The following is a 22730-nucleotide window of genomic DNA, read 5'->3' on the forward strand; positions in this document are numbered from 1 at the left end:
CTCCTCTGAAGAAACCGGCGCACTGTGACCATGCGGTGGTGAAAGAGCGGTTAGGCCAGCGCGCGCAGGCTTCCCTGTCTGAACGCATTGCGACGGAGTGATGCCGATGGCCGATCCGAAAAGCACGGTCTATCCGGAAACACTGGCCGGCGGATTCACGAGGGTCGATGGCACGATCCAGTTCTTCACCCGGATCAGGGCGCTGCTGGAACCCGGCTTCACGGTGCTGGACCTCGGGGCCGGTCGTGGCCAGGCATTCCACGGCGACAAGCTGCCGTTCCGCAAGGCCCTGCGGCAGCTGCGGGGGCATTGTGCCGAGGTGATCGGATGCGATCCGGACCCGGTGGTGCTGACAAATCCCTCGCTCGATCGGGCGTTCCTGATGGGCGATGACGGACGCCTGGATCTCGACGAAGCCAGCATCGACCTGATCCTGTGCGACTTCGTGCTGGAACATGTTGCCGACCCGGGTGCCTTCGTGTCCGAGGTTCATCGCGTGCTCAGGCCGGGCGGCTGGTTCTGCGCCCGCACGCCGAACAAATGGGGCTATATCGCACTTGGCTCCCGGATCATCCCCGAAAGGCTGCATTCCCGGGTGCTGCGCAGGGCGCAACCCGACCGCAAGGCCGAGGACGTGTTCCCGACACTCTACCGGCTGAACACGAGATCGGCCCTGCGGAGCCACTTCCCTCGCCGGGACTGGCTCGACGGCAGCTATGTCTGGAATGCCGAACCGGCCTATTTCGGCCGCTCGGTGCTGGCCTGGCGATTGGCGAGCGTGGCGCTGAAATTCCTGCCGCAGGCCCTTGGCAGCATGCTCATGGTCTTCATGCAGAAGCGGGGCCCTTCCGCCGGCATCCCGGCAGGCCCCGCCCGTTCCAATTCGGAACCGCAATTGGTCAACGATAATGGGGGTGGACAGGACCCGGTTCCAATCCGCTAATTGGAAAAGGGTTTAATTCCGCCAGATAGGACAAGTCCTAATGGCTTTATTCGGGCTGTTTGCACTCTTCTTGCTCGGCATTGCGCTTTCCTTGGGGTTTCAGGCCGTGCCCGAGGGGTTCAGCCCCTCTCTGGCGATCCTCGCGCTCCTGCTCTTCGCCCTGCTGTTCCTGCGCGCGGTCCGGCACCCGGTGACACTGCAGGCCGGACATCCGACCCAATTCCACGGCGAGGTTCTGTTTCTTGTCTTCAGCTTCTTCCTGCTGCTGCATCCCTATCTGCTGGTGATCCTCGGTGCGGTAGAGATCGACACGCAATCCAAGTTCGTCGTCAATTACAGGGACATGAGCAACAAGGCCCTGATCGCGAGCATGGTGCTGCTGGTCGGCTTCACGATGGGGACGGTCAGCCGGTTCCGGTCGCGGCTGCCCATGGGCCAGCTGGCACGCGACATCCCCGGACTGTTCCCCGTTGTCCTGTTGCTGCTGGAAGTGGCCGCGATCGGAGGGTTCTTTACGCTGGGCGGAGCCGGCTGGCTGCAGTCGAACTACAACCGCCAGGCCCAGGTGGAAGACGGCCTGCTGAATCACGTCTTCCAGTTGGCCACGCTGCTGTCGATGGCCGCCTTCGCCTCGGGCTTGTTCGGGCTGCACCGCGGGCGGGTCCCTGTGGCGAGCAGGCTCGGCATGGCGGCCGGCGCGGTCTGGGCGCTGGCACTGATGATGATCGGCGACCGGAACTCCCTGTTCCTGATCCTGACGGTGATCTTCTCCGGTCTCGGCCTGTTCTTCCTACGGGTCAGGCTGGGGGCACTGGCCTTGCTGACCTTCCTGGCATTGACCATCTACGACGGTTTCGAAAAGGCCCGGCGGATCGAGGGGCGCTCGCTCGGCGCCGTCGTCGCCGCGATCGTCGATCCCGCGAACAACGAGTCGCTGGCAAGGAGCAGCCTCGGCAACACCACGGCCGTCGTGCGCGCCGGATTCGGCTATGTCCCGGCCGTCGTCGATCACACCGACGGCCGCCTCTTCGCCATCGCGCTGGCCGGCGTGGTGCCGAAGATCCGGGGGCCGATATTCGGCGACGACCCGATGCGCAGCAGCAGTTCCGCCATCCTCACCCGCGCCCTGCTCGGGGCCAATGCGTCCTATGGTGTCGGCACTTCGATCGTCAGCGATCTCTACATCGACCTCGGGATCTGGTTCGTCCTGTTCGGCGCCTTCCTGCTCGGGCGCTTGTGGGGCTGGCTGCGATACCGCGCCGAGCGTTTCCCAGAGGATCACGACTCGGTCGTCCTGTTCCTTGTCGGTGTGGCCGTCTTTGCCGAACTGCCCCGCTACGGGTTTGCCTTCGCGGTGCGGCCGGTGGCATGGACGATGCTGTTGCTCTGGGGCACGCGCCTGCTGTCACGCATTTTCAGCCGGGCGCCATATGATCCGCCGGCGCCGGGCATGGCCGCCCTTCCGGTGTCCGGCTCACGGTCCATCCATCCGCAACCGGCCAAGAATGCGGCGCCGTAATCCGCTGCCGGGCAGGAGCCTGGCAAGGATTTGCGCGACCATGTCTCGCTCCCAGGCGCCCAGCACCCGGCCGGGAAAGGCCAGCATGGTTCCCAACCCGATTGCCCCGGCCACGAGCGCGCCACAGATCAGGGTGACGAGGGGCAGCCCCGGATCCACCCGCAGGGCGCTGGCGGCAAGGAAAAGCCCCGCGGCCATGCCCAGGCTCAACAGCGCCGGCCGCGCCATGGCCAGGATCAGGGCCAGGACCTGCCCCCCCGACATCCATGCCATCAGCCCAAGCGCCGCCAGCCATTGCAGCAGAGTGGCCGCCAGCACCCCGATGGATGCCCCGACGATCCCCGACCACCGCGCGCCGAGCCAGACCAGGAGCACCAGTGCCATCGTCATCACGAGGTTCATCCAGAACAGCAGCTTCTGGCGGCCGAGCGCCCGGCCCACCGCCGATGCCAGCCGCGGCCCGAAGCCCAGACCAAGCGCCAGGGACAGGCACTGAAACGGGATGATCGACTCCTCCCAGCCCGGGCCGAGGAACACCCGGATCAGTTCCGGCGCCAGCACGCAGAAGACAAGCCCGATCGGGAAGGACAGCAATGTCCCCGCGGCATTGGCGTTCCGCACGGCCTGCCGAAACCGCGCCGGATCATCGCGCATGCGGGCTAGGGAGGGAAAGATCACCGAGCGGATGGTCAGGCCCAGCAATGTGTCCATCGGCGTCGCCGACAGGGCGTAGGCCCGCGAATAGAACCCCAGGGCGTGTCCTCCCAGAACCGAGCCGACGACCAGGTTGTCGACCTGTTTCGTCGAGGTCGTGAAGAACCGGTTCGCGGTGCCGAAAAGCGCGAATCTCAGAAGATGGCGGAGCATCCCGGCCCTGCTGCCGGCCGGAACCGGGGCACCGCGCCTTGCGTCGGCGGGCAACCGGGCAAGCCGGAAGGCGGAATAGAACAGCTTGACCGCAGCCAGGGCCACATAGGCAAAGGCAAGCGAGAAGGCGCCCGGCCGCAGAAGCGTCGCGGTCACCCCGAAGCCGGTGAAGCCGATCATGTAGCCGATGATGTTGCTCGTCCCGACGACGCTGACCCGGCCGGCCCGGATCAGCATCGCCTCGACCGGCACCAGGAAGAGGTCGAGAAACAGGTTCAGCCCCGTCACGAGCAGGACGGGCGCCAGCCCCGCGACGCCCGTCCAGGCCTCGATCCGCCCGGCCAGCGCAGCGGTTAGCAGGTAGGAGGTCAGGGCCATCGCCCCCATCGCCCGCCATGCCAGCCGCAGTTGCGCCCGCGATACGGTTTCGGACTGGATCAAGGCATCGCGCATGTCGAGTTGAGCAACCAGTGAAACCAGCGCCTGAATGGTCAGCGCCATGGCCACGACCCCGAATTGCTCGGGCGCCAGCAGCCGCGCCAGGATCGCCAGCGAGATCAGGCGCACCGCCAGGCTGAGGATCGAGGTTGTGACCACCGAAAGCGCGGCGGAAAGTGCGTTCATCCTGCTCCAGCCCCCGGTTGTCCGGACCGGACCCGAGGCAGACGCCCCCAGGGATCCGGTCGCCTCCAGGCCATGCGCTCAGGGCATGACCTGCCGAGATGCGGACAGCTTCCCCCCGCCGGGACGATCTCTGCAAGCGGATTCGATGCCGCAAGGTCAACGCGGGCCGTGACGGAAGTCCTCCGGGTCGGCAACCTGCATCCCGGTTGCCCTGCAGCCACGGAAGGAACGCCTCGCCGACACCCGGGTGCCACCGGTCGCCGATTGAGAGGCTTGCCAGAGACCACGCCGAATCCGCGTGACAAAGCCACTCGCGGCGCCATTCGCCCGGCACCGATCTGGACCCTTGGCGGCTCGCTTTTCCGGCCGTGCGCCGAAAGGGAGATGCGAAGGAGGGGTGAATCAACCAAAAACCCCGCGATCCATCGGGATCACGGGGTTTTTCGCTGAAATCTGGTGCCCAGGAGAGGACTCGAACCTCCACGCCTTGCGGCACACGGACCTGAACCGTGCGCGTCTACCAATTCCGCCACCTGGGCAGGTGTCGTGGAGGCGGTGAATATCCGGCTGATTCTGGGGTGTCAACGGGAGAATCCACCTGTCCTGCGACTTGTCGTGTCGGCGCGAGAGGGCTACAGGGAAGGGCAAGACCATATGGAGAGACGCGGATGTCGAAACTCGCCACGATTTACGGCGGATCGGGCTTTCTCGGGCGCTATGTCACGCGGCGGCTGGCCAAGGAGGGCTGGCGGGTTCGCGTTGCCGTGCGGCATCCGAACCTGGCCGGATTCGTTCGGCCCTATGGCACGCCCGGGCAGGTCGAGCCGGTATTCTGCAACATTCGCGATGATGCTTCGGTGCAGGCCGCACTGGCCGGCGCCGATGTGGTCATCAACTGCGTCGGAACCTTCGACCAGAAGGGCGCCAACAATTTCGACGCGGTGCAGCACGAAGGGGCCGAGCGGATCGCCCGACTCGCCGCCGCGTCCGGGGTGGCGCGGCTGGTGCATGTCTCGGCTCTGGGCGCCGATGCCGAGAGCGAGTCGCAGTATTTCCAGAGCAAGGCGGCCGGAGAGGCGGCGGTTCTGGCGCAGATGCCCGATGCGGTGATCCTGCGGCCTTCGGTGATGTTCGGGCCCGAGGACGGGTTCTTCAACCGTTTCGCCACGATGACCCGATTCGGCCCGGTGCTGGCCCTGGTCGGTGGCAACAGCCTGTTCCAGCCGGTCTATGTCGATGATGTGGCTGCCGCGGCGGTTCTGGCGGCCGATGGTCAGGCCGCGCCGGGGATCTACGAACTTGGTGGTCCCGATGCCGAATCGCTGCGGGCGCTGATGCAGCGGATGCTGGCGACGATCCATCGCCGGCGCCTGATCGTCAATCTGCCGTTCTGGCTGGGCGGGCTGGTCGCCGGCCTGCTGGACTTCGGATCGGCCCTGACCCTGCGCCAGGTCCGCAACACCATCCTGACCCGCGACCAGGTCCGGCAGCTGCGCAGCGACAATGTCGTCGCGCCGGACGCCCGCGGTTTTGCCGAGCTGGGCCTGCACCCGACCGACATGGACGCGGTCCTGCCCGATTATCTCTGGCCCTACCGGCCCTCCGGTCAGTTCGATGCGATCAAGGACTCGGCCAAGCGGCTGAGGAAGACCTGAGTTGAACGATACACTGGTTGCGGCAGCCCTCGGGTTGATCGAGGGGCTGACCGAGTTCATCCCGGTGTCTTCCACCGGCCATCTGCTGCTGGCCGGCCATTTCCTGGGCTTCGAAAGCGCCGGCAAGACCTTCGAGGTGGTGATCCAGCTGGGCGCCATCGTGGCGATCGTGCTGGTCTATTTCACCCGGCTGGTGACGGTCTTTGCCGCCGCCCCTCATGATCCGGCGGCGCGGCGTTTCATCCTCTCGGTGCTGATCGCCTTCCTGCCGGCGGTGGTGATCGGCGTGCTGGCGCATGACTTCATCAAGACCGTGCTGTTCGAGACCCCGATGCTGATCGCGGTGATGCTGGTGCTGGGCGGGGTGATTCTGCTGTTCGTCGACCGGCTGAAGGTGACGGTGCGCCATGACGACGCGATGGGCTTCCCGCTCGGCATGTCGCTGGCGATCGGCTGCGTGCAATGTCTGGCGATGATCCCCGGCGTGTCGCGCAGCGGTGCGACGATCGTCGGCTCGCTGCTGATGGGCGCTTCCAAGCGGGCCGCGGCCGAGTTCAGCTTCTTCCTGTCGATGCCGACCATGGCCGGCGCCTTCGCCTATGATCTCTACAAGAATCGGGACGTGCTGGATTTCTCGGACATCTGGCTGATCGTCATCGGCTTCGCCATGGCCTTTGTCGCGGCGATTCTGGTGGTGCGGCGGCTTCTGGAGTTCGTGTCGCGCAATGGCTACGCGGTTTTCGGCTGGTGGCGGATCGTGATCGGCCTCGCGGCCATGGCGGCGCTTGCCGTTGGTTTCTAACGGAAAATTATCTATAAGTAAGTATCGCTGACGTATATTTGCCGCGCCGAGGCGGCAATCGAAGGTTTCCCGCGTCGGATATTCGATATTAGGACAGCAGTTCTTACTTTATTTTTCTCCGGGCTTCTTCTATTAGGCGCAGGCGGCCCGTGGATCTGACCTTCGGCCCGCATACCGCAAGGAGCAGGACCCATGGCGCAACAACGCATGCTGAAGTTCGTGACGGTTTCCCGGGACATGCCCGAGAAACGCGATGCGACCAAGCGCCGTGAGGATTTCGACGAGATCTATGCCGAGTTCGCCGCCGCCAAGGCGGCCGAGCAGGCCAGCCGCTGCAGCCAGTGCGGCGTGCCCTATTGCCAGTCGCATTGCCCGCTGCACAACAACATCCCCGACTGGTTGCGGCTGACCGCCGAAGGCCGGGTGAAAGAGGCCTGGGAACTGGCGCAGGAGACCAACACCTTCCCCGAAATCTGCGGCCGCATCTGCCCGCAGGACAGGCTCTGTGAAGGCAACTGCGTGATCGAACAGGCCGGGCACGGCACTGTGACCATCGGCGCGGTGGAGAAATACATCACCGACACCGCCTGGGGCGAAGGCTGGGTGCAGCCGCGGCGCCCGGCGGTGGAGAGGTCGGAAAGCGTCGGCATCATCGGCGCCGGTCCGGGCGGGCTGGCGGCGGCGGACATGCTGCGCCGCGCCGGTCTGCAGGTCACGGTCTACGACCGCTATGACCGCGCCGGCGGGCTGATGACCTATGGCATCCCCAGCTTCAAGCTCGAGAAGGACGTGGTCCTGCGCCGGGTCGATCAGCTGGAACAGGCCGGGGTGACCCTGGTCATGAACTGCAATGTCGGCGAGGATCTGTCCTTCGACGCGATCCGCGGCACCCATGACGCGGTGCTGATCGCCACCGGCGTCTACAAGAGCCGCGATCTGATGGGGCCGGGCGCGGGGGCGACGGGGATCGTCAAGGCGCTCGACTATCTGACCGCCAGCAACCGCAAGGGCTTTGGCGACGAGGTCGAGGCCTTTGACTCGGGCGAGCTGAACGCAGAGGGCAAGCGCGTCGTGGTGATCGGCGGGGGCGACACGGCGATGGACTGCGTGCGGACCGCGGTGCGGCAGGGCGCGACATCGGTGAAATGTCTCTACCGCCGCGACCGGGCGAACATGCCGGGCAGCATGCGCGAGGTGACGAATGCCGAGGAGGAGGGGGTCGAGTTCGTCTGGCTCGCCTCGCCGAAGGGATTCAGCGGCGATCCGGTGGAAGGCGTCATCGTGCAGAAGATGCGGCTGGGCGCGCCGGACAGTTCCGGACGACAGATGCCGGAGGTGATCGAGGGCGCCGATTACGTCGAGCCCGCGGAACTGGTGATCAAGGCGCTGGGCTTCGAGCCCGAGCCGCTGCCGGAACTCTGGGGCGTGCCGGAACTGGAGGTCACGCGCTGGGGCACGGTGAAGGCCGATTTCCGCAGTCATGCCACCAGCATTCCCGGTGTCTATGCCTGCGGCGACATCCAGCGCGGGGCCTCGCTGGTGGTCTGGGCGATCCGCGACGGGCGCGAGGCGGCCGAGGCGGTGCTGGATTACATCGAAAGCGCGGCTTCGGTGGCCGCCGAGTGAGATTTTCCCCGCGTCCCCATGGGGACGCGGGGTCAAGCAATTGAATTGAAACAAGAACCCTTGGGGACGCCTGTCTTGGTTAACAAAACCCTGACGCCGGTCCCATCGACGCCCGGGGCGGGCAGGGAGGCATGAACGAGATGATGACGGGGCATTGCCTCTGCAAGGCGGTCGATCTTCGGCTGACCTCCCATGCCGGGGGCGTTTCGGCCTGTCACTGCGCGATGTGCCGGCGCTGGTCCGGCGGCGCGACGCTCTGCCTCGAAGCCCCCGCCGCCGATGTCACCGCGACCGGGCCGGTGCAGGTCTATCGTTCCTCGCATTTCGCCGAGCGGGCCTTTTGCGGGCGCTGCGGAACGCATCTGTGGATCCGCGACGACGACGGAGACTATGACCTGATGCCGGGTCTCTTCGATGCCGCCGCCGAACTGCCGCTGCTGCGCGAGATCTATACCGACAGGGCCTTTGCCTGCATGGCGTTCCGCGGCGATCACCCGCGCGTGCCCGCGGCAGAGCATGAGGCCGGACACAACCATGTGGAGGGATCGGCATGAGTGCGCCGCGAACGGGTCAATGTCTGTGCGGCGCAGTGCGCTTCAGCGCCGCCGAGATCGGGAACTTCGGGGTCTGCCATTGCCGGACCTGCCAGCGCTGGACCGGCTCGGCCCTGTTCGGGGTCACGGTCCCGGCCGCGGCGATGCGGATCGATGGGGCGGAGAATGTCGTCACCTATGTTTCCTCCAGCTGGGCGACCCGAAGCCATTGCGGCACCTGCGGATCGCCGCTGTGGTATCGCTATGACCCGAAGAAGGACGGCGGCGGCAGCTACGAGGTGCCGATCGGCTTGCTGGACGACACCAGCGGCCTGCCGTTGCAGCGCGAGATATTCATCGACACGAAACCGGAGAGCTATGCCCTGGCGGGCGAGCATCCGCGACTGACCGAGGCGGAAGTGACGGCACTCTATGCCGGCAACCAGGCCAGCAACCCGGAAGGAGCCTGACATGACCAAGTACGATGCTGACTGGGTGAAAGCGGAAGAGGCCAAGCGCGCCGCGATGGCCGAGAACGGCCTTTATCGCGAGGAGGACGAACATGCCTCCTGCGGCGTCGGCCTGGTGGTGGCGATCGACGGCAAGCCGAGCCGCCAGGTGGTGGAACACGGGATCGAGGCGCTGAAGGCGGTCTGGCACCGCGGCGCGGTCGATGCCGATGGCAAGACCGGCGACGGGGCCGGCATCCATGTCGAGATCCCCGATGCCTTCTTTCATGACCAGATCGAGCGCACCGGACACAAGCCGAAGGTCGACGAGATGATCGCGGTCGGGCAGGTCTTCCTGCCGCGCACCGATTTCGGCGCACAGGAGGCTTGCCGGACCATCGTCGAGGCCGAAGTGCTGCGGATGGGCTACTACATCTACGGCTGGCGTCATGTGCCGGTGAATGTCTCGGTCCTGGGCGAAAAGGCCAATGCGACCCGGCCCGAGATCGAGCAGATCCTGATCTCGAATTCGAAGGGCGTGGATGAGGACACGTTCGAGCGCGAGCTCTATGTGATCCGCCGCCGGATCGAGAAGGCCGCCATCGCGCAGCAGGTGCCCGGCGTCTATATCTGTTCGCTGTCCTGCCGGTCGATCATCTACAAGGGCATGATGCTGGCCGAGCAGGTGGCCGAGTTCTACCCGGACCTGCTGGACGAGCGTTTCGAGAGCGCCTTCGCGATCTATCACCAGCGCTACAGCACCAACACCTTCCCGCAGTGGTGGCTTGCGCAGCCGTTCCGGATGCTGGCCCATAACGGCGAGATCAACACGCTGCGCGGCAACATCAACTGGATGCGCAGCCATGAAATCCGCATGGCCAGCGCCGCCTTCGGCGAAATGGCCGAGGACATCAAGCCGATCATCCCCAAGGGATCGTCCGATTCCGCCTCTCTCGACGCGGTGTTCGAAGTGCTGGTCCGGGCCGGGCGCAGCGCGCCGATGGCCAAGATCATGATGGTGCCCGAGGCCTGGTCGAAACAGGCGGTGGAAATGCCACAAGCCTGGCAGGACATGTACAACTACTGCAACGCGGTGATGGAGCCCTGGGACGGGCCGGCGGCGCTGGCGATGACCGACGGGCGCTGGGTCTGCGGCGGGCTGGACCGCAACGGGCTGCGGCCGATGCGCTATGTCATTACCGCCGACGGGCTGCTGATCGCCGGGTCGGAAACCGGCATGGTGCCGGTCCCGGAAACCAATGTCCGCGAAAAGGGCGCCCTGGGGCCGGGGCAGATGATCGCCGTCGATATGAAGGGCGGCAAGCTGTATCACGACACCGAGCTGAAGGACAAATTCGCCTCGGCGCAGCCCTTCGGCGACTGGATCGAGAAGGTCGTCGATCTCAACCAGATCATGCGCGACGTGCCGGAGAAGCCCGTCTACAGGGGCGAGGAGCTGCGGCAGCGGCAGATTGCCGCCGGGTTCACGATCGAGGAGATCGAAACCATCCTGTCGCCGATGGTCGAGGATGCGAAGGAGACGCTGGCCTCGATGGGCGACGACACCCCGGCCGCGATCCTTTCGGAACGCTACCGGCCGCTGAGCCATTTCTTCCGGCAGAACTTCAGCCAGGTCACCAACCCGCCGATCGACAGCCTGCGGGAAAACCGGGTGATGAGCCTGAAGACCCGGTTCGGCAACCTGAAGAACGTGCTGGACGAGAACTCCAGCCAGACCGAGATTCTGGTGCTGGAAAGCCCGTTCATCGCCAATGGCGAGTTCGAGGAGATGGTGCGCCAGTTCGGCGACCATGTGAGCTTTGTCGATTGCACCTTCCCGCGGGACGGCGGGCCGGACGCGCTGCTGCATGCGCTGGAGCGGATTCGCGGCGAGGCCGAGATGGCGGTGCGCTCGGGCGCCGGGCATCTGGTGCTGACCGACGAGCATCAGGGACCCGAGAAGGTCGCGATTCCGATGATCCTGGCGACCAGCGCGGTGCACAGCTGGCTGACCCGCAAGGGGCTGCGGACCTTCTGCTCGCTGAACGTGCGGGCCGCGGAATGCATCGACACGCATTACTTCGCGGTGCTGATCGGTTCCGGCGCGACCACGGTGAACGCCTATCTGGCGCAGGACACGGTGGTGGACCGGATGGAGCGCGGGCTGATCGAGGGTTCGCTGGTCGATGCGATGCGGCGCTATCGCGAGGCGATCGACCAGGGCCTGCTGAAGATCATGGCGAAGATGGGGATCTCGGTGATTTCCAGCTATCGCGGCGGTCTGAACTTCGAGGCCGTGGGGCTGGGCCGGGCGCTGGTGGCCGAGTATTTCCCCGGCATGCACAGCCGGATCTCGGGGATCGGGATCGCCGGGATCCAGAAGAAGGCGCTGGAGATCCATGCCAAGGGCTGGCTGGGCCGGCAGGATGTGTTGCCGATCGGCGGGTTCTACAAGGCGCGGGCCACGGGCGAGACCCATGCCTGGGAGGCGCAGGCGATGCACATGCTGCAGGCGGCCTGCGACCAGGGCGCCTTCGAGATGTGGAAGCAGTATTCGCTGAAGATGCGCTCGATGCCGCCGATCCATCTGCGCGACCTGCTGGACATCAAGCCGATGGGCAAGCCGGTGCCGATCGAGGAGGTGGAGAGCATCACCTCGATCCGCAAGCGCTTCGTGACGCCGGGGATGAGCCTGGGGGCGTTGTCGCCCGAGGCGCACAAGACCCTGAACATCGCGATGAACCGGATCGGGGCGAAGTCGGACAGCGGCGAGGGCGGCGAGGACCCGGCGCATTTCATTCCCGAGGCGAATGGCGACAACCCGAGCGCCAAGATCAAGCAGGTCGCCTCGGGGCGTTTCGGCGTCACGGCGGAATACCTGAACGCCTGCGAGGAGCTGGAGATCAAGGTCGCGCAGGGCGCCAAGCCCGGCGAGGGTGGGCAGCTGCCCGGGATGAAGGTGACCGAGCTGATCGCCCGGCTGCGGCTTTCGACCAAGGGGGTCACGCTGATCTCGCCGCCGCCGCACCACGACATCTACTCGATCGAGGATCTGGCGCAGCTGATCTACGACCTCAAGCAGATCAATCCGCGCGCCAAGGTGACGGTCAAGCTGGTCTCGTCCAGCGGCGTCGGCACCATCGCGGCGGGGGTGGCCAAGGCCAAGGCCGACGTGATCCTGATCTCGGGCCACAACGGCGGCACCGGGGCCAGCCCGGCAACCAGCGTCAAATACGCGGGTCTGCCCTGGGAAATGGGCCTGACCGAGGCGCATCAGGTGCTGGCGATGAACAACCTGCGCGGCCGGGTCACGCTGCGCACCGATGGCGGGCTGCGGACCGGGCGCGACATCGTCATGGCGGCGATGATGGGCGCGGAAGAATTCGGCATCGGCACCGCGGCGCTGATCGCCATGGGCTGCATCATGGTGCGCCAGTGCCAGTCCAACACCTGCCCGGTCGGGGTCTGCACCCAGGACGAGAGGCTGCGCGCCAAGTTCACCGGCAGCGCCGAGAAGGTCGTCAACCTGATCACCTTCTATGCGCAGGAGGTGCGGGAAATCCTGGCCCATATCGGGGCACGGAGTCTGGACGAGATCATCGGCCGGGCCGATCTGCTGACCCAGGTCAGCCGTGGCGCGGCGCATCTGGACGATCTTGACCTGAACCCGCTGCTGATCACCGTCAACGGTGCCGACCGGATCGTCTATGACCGCTCGCGCCCGCGCAACGCGGTGCCCGACACGCTGGATTCGGAAATCGTCAACGACGCGCAGCGGTTCCTGAACGACGGCGAGAAGATGCAGCTTTCCTACGCGGTCCGGAACACCCATCGGACGATCGGCACCCGGGTCAGCAGCCATATCGTGCAGAAGTTCGGGATGCGGAATTCGCTGCAACCGGACCATCTGACGGTGAAGCTGACCGGTTCCGCCGGACAGTCCCTGGGGGCCTTCGCGGCGCCGGGGCTGAAGCTGGAAGTGTCGGGCGACGCCAATGACTATGTCGGCAAGGGCCTGTCCGGCGGCACCATCGTGGTCCGCCCGCCGCTGCATTCGCCGCTGGCCGCCAGCGACAACACGATCATCGGCAATACCGTGCTCTATGGCGCCACCAACGGCTATCTCTTCGCCGCCGGCCGGGCCGGGGAACGCTTTGCGGTGCGCAACTCGGGCGCCAGGGTGGTGATCGAGGGCTGCGGCTCGAACGGTTGCGAATACATGACCGGCGGGGTGGCGGTGATCCTGGGCGGGATCGGCGCCAACTTCGGTGCCGGGATGACCGGCGGGATGGCCTATGTCTACGATCCCGAAGGCAGCGCCGAAATGATGATGAACATGGAGACGCTGGTGACCTGCCCGGTCACGGTGCCGGAATGGGAGGCCGAGCTGAAAGGGTTGATCGAGCGCCATGCCGAGGAAACCCACAGCCGCCGCGCCACCGAGATCCTGGCCGACTGGGCGCAGGCCCGGCACCAGTTCGTGCAGGTCTGCCCGAAGGAGATGCTGGTGCATCTGAAATATCCGCTGAGCCTGGAAAAGGGCGCGGTTCCGGCCGAATAGGGCTGCGCCGCGCCGGGGATCGGCACCCGGCGCGGGCCGCCGCCCCCTGTTGCCTGCCCATGGCTTCGGCTATTGCGGGCGACAGGAGGATTGACCGATGACCACTGCCGCGCCGGACGGATCGCCCGCGGGAAACGAAACCGCCTATCGCATCCTCCTCGCCATCAGCCTCTGCCACATGCTGAACGACGTGATGCAGTCGCTGATCGCCGCCACCTATCCGATGCTCAAGGCCGAGTTCCAGCTCGACTACTGGCATGTCGGCCTGATGACGGCGGCCTTTCAGGCCACGGCGGCGGTGCTGCAGCCGGTTGTCGGCCTGCTGAACGACCGCCGGCCTATGCCGGCATCGCTGCCGATGGCGATGGCCTCGACCGGCACGGGGCTGGCGCTGCTGGCCTGGACGTCAAGCTATGCGGGCCTGCTGGCCGGGGCGGCGCTGGTGGGGATCGGTTCATCGGTGTTCCACCCCGAAAGCTCGCGTGTGGCGCGGGCGGCTTCGGGTGGACGGTTCGGCCTGGCGCAATCGGTATTTCAGGTCGGCGGGAATTTCGGCAGTTCGCTGGGACCGCTTCTTGCCGCCTTCATCGTGCTGCCGCTCGGTCGGCCGAGCATCGCCTGGTTCATGGCCCTGGCGCTGCTGGCAATGGCGATCCTCACCGGAGTCGCCCGCTGGAGCGCCCATGTCGCCCGCCGCCCCCGTGCCGCGCCGAGGGTGCATGGCCTGCCGCGCAGGAAGGTCGCGCGGGCCATCACCATCCTTCTTCTGCTCGTGTTCTCGAAATACGTCTATCTGGCGGCGATGACGAGCTACTACACCTTCTTCCTGATCGAACGCTTCGGGGTTTCGACCGACAGCGCGCAGATCCTGCTTTTCGTGTTCCTCGGCGCCGTCGCGCTGGGCACGGTGATCGGCGGGCCGGTTGGCGACCGCATCGGGCGGCGGACGGTGATCTGGATCTCGATCCTCGGCACCCTGCCGTTCACGCTGTTGCTTCCCCATGCCGGGCTTGTCGCGACGGCGATGCTCAGCGTGGTGATCGGGGTTGTCCTCGCCTCGGCCTTCTCGTCGATCGTGGTCTTTGCGCAGGAACTGCTGCCGAACCGGATCGGCGCCGTGGCCGGGATGTTCTTTGGCTTCGCCTTCGGCATCGGCGGGGTCTCGGCCGCGGCGCTGGGGGTGCTGGCCGATGACTGGGGGATCGAGACGGTGTTCCGCTATTGCGCCTTCCTGCCCGCGATGGGCGTCCTGGCGATATTCCTGCCGCGCCGCCTGTGAAGGGGGCCGGCGTCAGTCGCGCCCGCGGCGCAGCAGGCGGAAGGACAGCGGCGCCGCGATGATGACCAGCACGATCCGCACGATATGGGTGACAGAGACATAGGCGACGTCCTGGCCCATGGCGAGCGCGATCAGACTCATCTCGCTGAGCCCGCCCGGCGCATAGGCCAGGAAGGACTGGCTGTGCGCGGTTCCGGCCAGCAGATGCACCAGCTCGGAAAAGCCGAAGGCGCAGCTGATCATCACCGCGGTGGTCAGCACCCCCAGCAGGATGTCGCGCCCGATATGGGCCAGCCTGACCCCGGCAAAGCGGGCCCCGACGGTCGAGCCCATGACCACCTGCGCGGCGATCACCAGGACGGTCGGCGGCGGAACCGAGACCAGCCCGCCGATATGGGCCATCGAGGACAGCAGCATCGGCACCAGGATCGGCCCGGCCGGGACCCGGAACCGCTGGCCGACATAGCCCCCCAGTGCCGCCGCGGCGCTCAGCCAGGCCAGATCGTTCCATGTCAGCGCCGAAAGCGCGGTCCAGGGCCGGCCGGAGCCGGTCGAGCTGACCCCCAGCACCAGGCCGTAGACAAGGCCGATGAAGCTGACCGAGAGCAGCACCCGGACGCCATGGGCCAGCGCGATACGACGTTCGTCGCCGCCATAGGCGATGCCGAACAGGATCATCTCGTTCAGCCCGCCGGGCACCGCCGAGAAATAGGCCGTCACCCGGTCATAGGCGCCGATGCGGCGGTAGATCAGATAGCAGAGTGCGGCCGCGGTGGTCAGAAAGACCGGCAGCAGCAGCATCGACGGCAGCCAGTCGAGCATACCGCGCAGCACCTCGAGCGAGAGCGACGAGCCGAGCAGCACCCCGATCACCGGGATCACCACCGGGCGCAGGCTGGCGGGCGAGTCGACCGGCAGGCCGGACATCGCCGCCAGGGTGGTGCCGAGCATCGCACCCAGCATCCAGGGCAGCGGCATCCCCAGCCGGTAGGCGGCAAAGGCCGAGGCCAGGCCGATCAGCAGGGTCAGCGCCTGCCGGGTCAGGCGGGCAAGCCGCTCAGGCAGCACGAGCGGGGCGGAGTTCGGCGGCGGACGACATGGCGATCGAATACGGTGCCGGGCCCCGGGCTGCAACCGCCCGGCGGCGGGACGGCCGGGGCCATTGCGGCGGCGGCGGTGCTTGTCTAGCTTCGGGGCAAAGGAGATTGCCGATGTCCGCCAGCAACCGCGCCCTGATCGTGATCGACGTCCAGAACGACTTCTGCCCGGGCGGTGCCCTGGCAGTGGCCGGCGGCGACGAGGTGGTGGCGCCGATCAATGCGATGATGCCCGATTTCGACTGTGTGGTGCTGACCCAGGACTGGCATCCGGCGGATCATTCCAGCTTTGCCGTCAACCAGCCCGGTCATGCGCCTTTCGAGATGATCGAGATGCCCTACGGGCCGCAGGTGCTGTGGCCGGCGCATTGCGTGCAGGGCAGCGATGGCGCCGCCTTCCATGCCGGGCTGGCGACCGATCCGGCCCAGCTGGTGATCCGCAAGGGGTTCCGCAGTGCGGTGGACAGCTATTCGGCATTCTTCGAGAACGACCACGATACCGCGACCGGCTTGCAGGGCTATCTGCGCGAACGCGGGGCGGCCGAGGTGACGCTGGTCGGCCTGGCGCTGGATTTTTGCGTTGCTTATTCGGCGCTCGACGCGGCGAAGCTGGGCCTTCGGGTCACGGTGATCGAAAGCGCCTGTCGGGCGATCGATCTGGACGGGTCGCTGGCCAGGGCGCGGGCCGACATGCAGGCGGCGGGCGTCACGCTCGTCTAGCATGGCGGCTCCGCCCTGCGGCGGGGTTCTTGCCATTGCGGGGCGGGCTTGCTCTAACCACAGGTTCACAGGGAGGCCGCCAGATGGTCGATATCGCCACACGGGTCTATGACCACCGCTGGAAGATCGACCCGATCGTTCGGTCTCTGGTCGACACCGATTTCTACAAGCTGCTGATGTGCCAGTCGGTGTTCCGCAATCATCGCGACACCCAGGTGACCTTCAGCCTGATCAACCGCAGCAAGCAGATCCGGCTGGCCGAGCTGATCGACGAGGGCGAGCTGCGCGAGCAGCTGGACCATGTCCGCTCGCTGTCGCTGAGCCGGGGGGAATCCACCTGGCTGCGCGGCAACACCTTCTATGGCAAGCGGCAGATGTTCCGGCCCGACTTCATGGAATGGTTCGAGGGCATGCGCCTGCCGCCCTACGAGCTGGAAAAGCGCGACGGGCAATACGAGCTGACCTTCGAAGGCAACTGGCCCGAGGTGATGCTGTGGGAGATTCCGGCGCTGGCGGTGCTGATGGAGCTGCGTTCGCGCCGGGTCCAGTCGACCATGGGCAAGTTCGAGCTTCAGGTCCTCTATGCCCGTGCGATGACCAAGCTCTGGGAAAAGGTCGAGAAGCTGCGCCCCTATGACGTGCGGATCGCGGATTTCGGCACGCGGCGGCGGCACTCCTTCCTGTGGCAGGACTGGTGCGTGCAGGCGATGCAGGAGGGGCTGGGCGACAAGTTCGTCGGCACCTCGAACTGCCTGATCGCGATGCGCCGCGACATCGAGGCGATCGGCACCAATGCGCATGAGCTGCCGATGATCTATTCGGCGCTGGCCGACAGCGACGAGGAGCTGCATCGTGCGCCCTATCAGGTGCTGGCTGACTGGCAGGAAGAGCACGAGGGCAACCTGCTGATCATCCTGCCCGATACCTATGGAACCGAAGGCTTCCTGCGCGATGCGCCGGACTGGCTGGCGAGCTGGACCGGGATTCGGATCGATTCGGGCGATCCGGCGGCCGGCGCCGAGACCGCGATCAACTGGTGGAAGAGCCGGGGCGAGGACCCGCGCGAAAAGCTGGTGATCTTTTCCGACGGGCTGGATGTGGACAAGATCATCGATCTGCAAAAGCGGTTCCAGGGCCGGGTCAAGATCAGCTTCGGCTGGGGCACCAAGCTGACCAACGATTTCCGCGGCCTGGTCAAGGACGACGCGCTGGCGCCCTTCTCGCTGGTCTGCAAGGCGATCTCGGCCAATGGCCGCCCGACGGTCAAGCTCAGCGACAATCCGGCCAAGGCGATGGGCCCGGCCGAGGAGATCGCGCGTTACAAGAGGGTGTTCGGCGTCGGCGCCCAGGAAACGATCGCGGTCGAGGTCTAGGGGCGGCCGAAACCGCCCGACCTTCTGTTCATCAGGTCAAGGGGCGTCCGTGCAGGGTGCGGGCGGGTGCGGCATGGCCGGACCCGCAACCTTTGCGCGTGCAGGAAACAATGTGTTCACCGGAAACGGCGCATCCAGCCAACTGAACTGTTGACAAGTAAGTTCGCCTAATGCAGGATTAGGTCAGTTAATAAGTGATTTCGGTGTGTCGCTTACCCAACCTTTCGTGGCCTCGGTTCCCCGGGGCCACCTGCGCGAAGAAGGCCAGGCAGATGTTCGACGATGTTTCCTCTTTCCCGGTTCAAACTCCCGAAGACGGTGCCCAGTATCGTCTGCCGTGGACCCGCGCCGGCGGAACCACCTTCGACTTCGGCGAACTGGCCATTTCCGGATACCACATCGCCGCATGCGCCAGCTTCGGCCTGCCGGCCGTCTCGCGCAGCACCCTGCCCGAGGCCTGGGTGTCGGAATATACCGAAGATGCTCTCATGTTGCGTGATCCGGTCATGCTCTGGATCTACGCCCATTCCGGCGTCACGAGGTTGAGCCAGATCAAAGAAGACGACGATTCCGGCATCATGGCCCGCGCCGCACGGCACGGGCTGAAATACGGCGCCGTGGTCAGCCATGGCACCGAATCCAGCGGCAAGCTCCTGTCCTACGGGATTTTCTACCGCGATGACCGTGAATTCACCGACGACGAACTGGAATTGCTGCGGCTCCGCGTTCAGAGCCTGCACAATACCTCGGTGACATTCGCGGCGCGGAAAAAGACTTTCAAGTAAATCATTGATGTGACCCGCGGCCGCCGATTTCCGGCATCAGGTCGCGGACAGGTAACGATCGGGGCCAGCCCTGGCCCTTCGCGTAAACAAAAAAGGAACCCCGCCCTGTGTCGGGCAGGGCGGGGTTCTGCGCTTTCTCCCCCCTGCCCTTTCACGAAGACGGTTCAGGCCACCGCCCGGATCGCGTAATCCGGCGTGCCTTCCCAGACCAGATCCCAGGACGCGCCCGGCCGGACGTTCTGGATCGCGTTCGGCTCGAAACAGACCAGGCAGTCCTTTCCCGCGACCGGGGCCCGGACCGAAGGGTAGATCAGCCCCCGCGACCCTTCCCGGCGCAAGCGGTCGGCCAGGGTCTGGCCCTCGGGATAGCCGAGCGCCGGCTCGGGGTTCAGCGCCGGATGCTCCGGCTCATCGGTGATGTCGTCGAAGACGCCGATGAAATCGGCCAGCAGCTCGACATAGCGGGCGCTGTCGTGGAACGCGCCGGTGAAGCCCAGCTCGCGGGTCCGGTGCCAGGCCACCTCGGCGATCGAGACCATCGCCTCCCAGGCGCAATACCAGGCCCCCCGCTCTTCCGTGTTGAACCGGTTGCCGCCCCGCCGTGTATAGGTGAAGGCGGCGTTGACATGGCTGTCGCCATCGACCCGCAGGTCCCGGCTGCGCCGGTGCCAGGCCAGTTCGCGCGGGTCCAGATGCGGGTTGCGGCCGCGTTCGGCCTGCAACCGGCCGCTGGTCAGCCCCTCGATCTCGGCCAGGATCGCAAGCTCTTCCTCGGAATCGACCAGACCCCGCAGCGCCGGCGGCTTGTGATAGGTGGCGGGGATCAGCCGGACCAGCCCCCGGTCCGAAAGCTCTCTCTGCCTCATGCCCCGCCCCGCAGCGCGTCGAGATAGGCGCGCGTCGCGAGGATTTGCGGCAGGCCGCCGTCGATGGCCGCATCCACCGGCCGGGCGCCGCCGAACAGCGGGCCGCCGTTGGGCCGGGTCATCCAGACCCGGGCCAGCGGTTCCGAGAAATAGAGCTCCAGCGACTTGTAGATGCCGATCACCGCGCTGAGCCGCAGCAGCTGATCCTTCGTCAGCTCGCCGGTGAACCCGGGCTTCCGGGCCCGCTTCCAGGTGCTTTCCGACATGTCGGCCAGGGCCGCCGCTTCCTTCTGGCTGAGCGACCAGGCGGCGGCGACACGCGCATAGGCTTTCAGCGCGACGGCGGCGGTGCGGGCGGGGTCCCGGGTTTCGACGGCAAGTTGCATGGCGGCCTCCTGATCCTGATATAGACCATATGGCCCAATAGTAAAGCTCAAATGACCCGCACGGGCGGCATGACCCCCCGTGATTCGGCAGATCGCCCCCCCTGCCCCGTTTGCGCGACCTGGCGGGACAGCCGGCCGGCAGAGCGCGGGAACGAAACGGGGCGGGCAGCGGCGGGTCGGAGAAGAGCCAGTTCAGAATGGGGCCGGCGGGGGTTAGGTTCTGAACCCATAAGCGGGATTCCCATGCTGACGTTGTTCTGATTCACTTTCGACAAGGAGGTGGAACATGGCGCGTTTCGATCTGACCGATTTCGAGTGGGAGCTGATCCGGCCGCTGCTGCCGAACAAGCCGCGCGGGGTGCCTCGGGTGGACGACCGGCGCGTACTCAACGGGATCTTCTGGGTGCTGCGGACCGGCTCTCCCTGGCGCGACCTGCCCGAGAGATACGGCCCGCACACCACCGTCTACAACCGGTTCAACCGATGGGCCAAGGCCGGTGTCTGGGTCTTCGAGGAACTGGCCGAGAAATCTCCTGATTCCATGCAGTTCATCGACAGCACGATCATCCACGCTCACCAGCATGCGGCGAGGGAAAAAAAAGCGGGCGAGGATCACGCCATCGGTCGCTCTCGTGGAGGACTGAGCACCAAGATCAACGCGATGGTGGATCATCGCGGCCTGCCGGTGGCGCTGGCGCTCTCGCCGGGGCAGGCCTCGGACAAGGCGGCTGTGGGCGACCTGCTGGCGGCCCATCCCGCGCCCGGGGACGTGGTGGCCGACCGTGGCTATGACGCGCGCGCGATCCTCGACCTGATCGCCACCCATGGCGGACGGGGCCACATCCCTACGCAGCGCGATCGCAAGGTGCAGCGCTCGGTGGACCCCGCACTGTATCGCCAGCGGAACCTGGTAGAGCGGTTCTTCAACAAACTCAAACACTTCCGCAAGATCGCGACCAGATACGAGAAAACGGCACGGAACTACCTTGCCGCCGTCCTCATCGCATCGTCCAGAATATGGATGCGGTATTATGAGTCCGCGGCCTAGTGGCGGCCGTCCTCCCGCAGGGCGCTGACAACCTCGGACCAAGGAACGGGCCGTTCAGGTGGACAGGCCCGGGTTTCGGGATTCCTCAAACATGCGACGGTGTTTTCTTTTCGTGCATATCCGTGGCGGATAACTGGCACGACTGATGACGATCCCGACCAAGGCGAGACCATAGGCTTGTCCGACCCCATGATGTTATCGAACGGCGCCTCGTTCGGGCGGGTTTGGACAATCTCGCGTTCGATCGCGCAGAGAAACCCGCCGCCTTTCACAGTAGCTGGCCAGGGTCCATCTCCGAGAAGCTCGCCGATCTTTGCAAGGCCTGCATCAAGCTGCATCCCTTAAAGCCGACGTGGCTCCCTACATCTCCTGTCCCGCAAGTGTTTCGAGCTTCATGGTGCTCGCGCGAACCATGACTTGGACGCCAAGGTCCATGACCCGTTCGCCCCCGTCCCGTCCTTCAAGCACCTTGATGATCTCCTGGACTGCCCGAAGGCCGATTTCGTAGCGCGGTGTGCGCACACTGGTGAGGCTCGGGTGAGACGCGCTGACTACTTCTGTGTCGTTGAAGCCCACGATCCCAAGTCCTTCGGGAACCGCGATTCCACGTGCATGGGCTTCGAACAGCACGCCGAGCGCCAGAATGTCATTGTTGCAGAACATCGCGTCTAGCCTCGGTTCCCGTTCTAGCAGGTCGCAAAGGTATTTTCGGCCATTCAAGGCACTTGTGCTTTCGCCCAAATGCTTGTTCGTCGGAGCGACAGGCACATCTTCTGGGCGGGTACTCTGTACGATCGACACCGCCGCCAAATCGGGGTTAAATATCCCGGCCTCTTCCAGGGCACGACGCCAGCCCTTCATCCGGCCGCTAGAGCGTTGGTTCACCCAGCCAGCACCGAAGCCAATATGTCGGTAGCCCTGTTCGATCAGGTGCCGGGTCGCCAAGTATCCAGCTTGGAAATGAGAAAACCCCACGATGCGGTCAATGGGATCGTCAGTCAGATCCATTATCTGGATAACGGGCTGGTCAAATTGCTCCAGCATTTTCCGCGTCGCAGGTCTCTGCTCGATCCCCGACACAATCATGGCTGACGGCTTCTGGCCTAGGAACTCTCCGACCAAACGCTCTTCTTCAGCGTCGTCATAATGGGTATTGCCCAGTAGAACTCTCAACTTGGTCGGCTGCAAACCGTCGTAAATCCCGCGCAGCACATCGGTAAAGATGTGTTGGGTCAAGGAGGGCACAAGGACACCCACCACATTGGTCCGGATCGAAGCCAGGGCTCTGGCATTGAGGTTCGGTCGATAGCCGATCTCTGCCACCGCCTTGGCGACGCGCTGGCGCAGGTCAGGAGAGACCATGTCCGGCGTGTTCAATGCTCTCGACGCACTGATCGGACTGCAGCCAGCGATTCGCGCTACGTCGGCCAAGGTCGGCCCGCGATCTGACTTTCTGGCGGCCATATGGTTTGTTCGTCCTTTCAATACGTTGTCACAAAACACCCATTATCACGTCAATTGTTTGTTGACTATGACGGGATGACAGCGCTACCAATATTGCATGGTAGCGCTGTCATCGACTGGGTGAGCCATATGG

General features: G+C 65.5%; 18 protein-coding genes and 1 tRNA gene. 13 read left to right on the forward strand and 6 right to left on the reverse strand.

Annotation, left to right across the window (positions count from 1 at the left end):
• The first annotated feature begins 106 nt into the window (after positions 1 to 106).
• Together NUW50_RS09780 and NUW50_RS09785 are read left to right on the forward strand one after the other, a co-directional pair.
• Positions 107 to 943 (forward strand): class I SAM-dependent methyltransferase, encoded by an 837-nt coding sequence (locus NUW50_RS09780; RefSeq protein WP_258288915.1) that lies wholly within the window; start codon positions 107 to 109, stop codon positions 941 to 943.
• A 40-nt stretch (positions 944 to 983) separates the two neighbouring features.
• A complete protein-coding gene (locus NUW50_RS09785) occupies positions 984 to 2462 on the forward strand; it encodes a hypothetical protein (RefSeq protein WP_258288916.1) in 1479 nt (492 codons plus the stop codon).
• Here NUW50_RS09785 and NUW50_RS09790 read toward each other — a convergent pair.
• Together NUW50_RS09790 and NUW50_RS09795 are read right to left on the reverse strand one after the other, a co-directional pair.
• Positions 2418 to 3953 carry an oligosaccharide flippase family protein gene (locus tag NUW50_RS09790; RefSeq protein WP_258288917.1) on the reverse strand — a complete coding sequence of 512 codons (1536 nt, stop codon included), beginning with the start codon at positions 3951 to 3953 and terminating at the stop codon, positions 2418 to 2420. The genes NUW50_RS09785 and NUW50_RS09790 overlap by 45 nt on opposite strands.
• A gap of 454 nt (positions 3954 to 4407) precedes the next feature.
• Positions 4408 to 4492, reverse strand: a tRNA-Leu gene (locus NUW50_RS09795).
• Between the two features lie 129 nt (positions 4493 to 4621).
• Here NUW50_RS09795 and NUW50_RS09800 point away from each other — a divergent pair.
• From NUW50_RS09800 to NUW50_RS09830, 7 genes are all read left to right on the forward strand, one after another.
• Entirely contained in the window at positions 4622 to 5608 is a 987-nt protein-coding gene (locus NUW50_RS09800) for a complex I NDUFA9 subunit family protein (RefSeq protein WP_258288918.1), read from the forward strand.
• A gap of 1 nt (position 5609) precedes the next feature.
• Positions 5610 to 6410, forward strand: a complete 801-nt coding sequence (locus tag NUW50_RS09805) for an undecaprenyl-diphosphate phosphatase (protein WP_258288919.1) — start codon at positions 5610 to 5612, stop codon at positions 6408 to 6410.
• Positions 6411 to 6602: 192 nt separating this feature from the next.
• The gene (locus NUW50_RS09810) at positions 6603 to 8036 is read left to right on the forward strand and encodes an NAD(P)-dependent oxidoreductase (protein WP_258288920.1); all 1434 of its coding nucleotides are present in this window, start codon (positions 6603 to 6605) and stop codon (positions 8034 to 8036) included.
• A gap of 131 nt (positions 8037 to 8167) precedes the next feature.
• Positions 8168 to 8590: a GFA family protein gene (locus tag NUW50_RS09815; RefSeq protein ID WP_258288921.1), complete on the forward strand. Its 423-nt coding sequence runs from the start codon at positions 8168 to 8170 to the stop codon at positions 8588 to 8590.
• Positions 8587 to 9039, forward strand: a complete 453-nt coding sequence (locus NUW50_RS09820; RefSeq protein WP_258288922.1) for a GFA family protein — start codon at positions 8587 to 8589, stop codon at positions 9037 to 9039. The genes NUW50_RS09815 and NUW50_RS09820 overlap by 4 nt, the downstream gene beginning before the upstream one ends.
• A 1-nt stretch (position 9040) precedes the next feature.
• Positions 9041 to 13579 (forward strand): glutamate synthase large subunit, encoded by a 4539-nt coding sequence (gltB, locus tag NUW50_RS09825; protein WP_258288923.1) that lies wholly within the window; start codon positions 9041 to 9043, stop codon positions 13577 to 13579.
• 97 nt (positions 13580 to 13676) lie between these two features.
• The gene (locus tag NUW50_RS09830; protein WP_258288924.1) at positions 13677 to 14858 is read left to right on the forward strand and encodes an MFS transporter; all 1182 of its coding nucleotides are present in this window, start codon (positions 13677 to 13679) and stop codon (positions 14856 to 14858) included.
• A 12-nt stretch (positions 14859 to 14870) separates the two neighbouring features.
• Here the strand turns inward: NUW50_RS09830 and NUW50_RS09835 are convergent, their stop codons facing one another.
• Positions 14871 to 15926: an AbrB family transcriptional regulator gene (locus tag NUW50_RS09835; RefSeq protein WP_258288925.1), complete on the reverse strand. Its 1056-nt coding sequence runs from the start codon at positions 15924 to 15926 to the stop codon at positions 14871 to 14873.
• Between the two features lie 143 nt (positions 15927 to 16069).
• Between NUW50_RS09835 and pncA the strand changes: the two genes are divergently transcribed.
• From pncA to NUW50_RS09850, 3 genes are all read left to right on the forward strand, one after another.
• The gene (gene pncA, locus NUW50_RS09840) at positions 16070 to 16675 is read left to right on the forward strand and encodes a bifunctional nicotinamidase/pyrazinamidase (RefSeq protein ID WP_258288926.1); all 606 of its coding nucleotides are present in this window, start codon (positions 16070 to 16072) and stop codon (positions 16673 to 16675) included.
• Between the two features lie 83 nt (positions 16676 to 16758).
• The gene (pncB, locus tag NUW50_RS09845) at positions 16759 to 18048 is read left to right on the forward strand and encodes a nicotinate phosphoribosyltransferase (protein ID WP_258288927.1); all 1290 of its coding nucleotides are present in this window, start codon (positions 16759 to 16761) and stop codon (positions 18046 to 18048) included.
• Positions 18049 to 18320: 272 nt separating this feature from the next.
• On the forward strand, positions 18321 to 18833 hold the full coding sequence (locus NUW50_RS09850) for an autoinducer binding domain-containing protein (protein ID WP_258288928.1): 513 nt from the start codon (positions 18321 to 18323) through the stop codon (positions 18831 to 18833).
• A 164-nt stretch (positions 18834 to 18997) separates the two neighbouring features.
• Here the strand turns inward: NUW50_RS09850 and NUW50_RS09855 are convergent, their stop codons facing one another.
• Positions 18998 to 19699: an RES family NAD+ phosphorylase gene (locus NUW50_RS09855; RefSeq protein ID WP_258288929.1), complete on the reverse strand. Its 702-nt coding sequence runs from the start codon at positions 19697 to 19699 to the stop codon at positions 18998 to 19000.
• Positions 19696 to 20085: an MbcA/ParS/Xre antitoxin family protein gene (locus tag NUW50_RS09860; protein ID WP_258288930.1), complete on the reverse strand. Its 390-nt coding sequence runs from the start codon at positions 20083 to 20085 to the stop codon at positions 19696 to 19698. The genes NUW50_RS09855 and NUW50_RS09860 overlap by 4 nt, the downstream gene beginning before the upstream one ends.
• 286 nt (positions 20086 to 20371) lie before the next feature.
• On the opposite strand from NUW50_RS09860, the gene NUW50_RS09865 reads away from it, so the two are divergent.
• Positions 20372 to 21133, forward strand: coding sequence for an IS5 family transposase (locus NUW50_RS09865; RefSeq protein WP_258288931.1), 762 nt, complete (start codon positions 20372 to 20374; stop codon positions 21131 to 21133).
• A 360-nt stretch (positions 21134 to 21493) separates the two neighbouring features.
• Here NUW50_RS09865 and NUW50_RS09870 read toward each other — a convergent pair whose 3' ends face one another.
• The gene (locus NUW50_RS09870; RefSeq protein WP_258288932.1) at positions 21494 to 22597 is read right to left on the reverse strand and encodes a LacI family DNA-binding transcriptional regulator; all 1104 of its coding nucleotides are present in this window, start codon (positions 22595 to 22597) and stop codon (positions 21494 to 21496) included.
• Between the last annotated feature and the right edge of the window lie 133 nt (positions 22598 to 22730).

It is taken from the genome of Frigidibacter sp. ROC022 (genome assembly GCF_024723735.1).
Lineage (GTDB): Bacteria > Pseudomonadota > Alphaproteobacteria > Rhodobacterales > Rhodobacteraceae > SLM-1.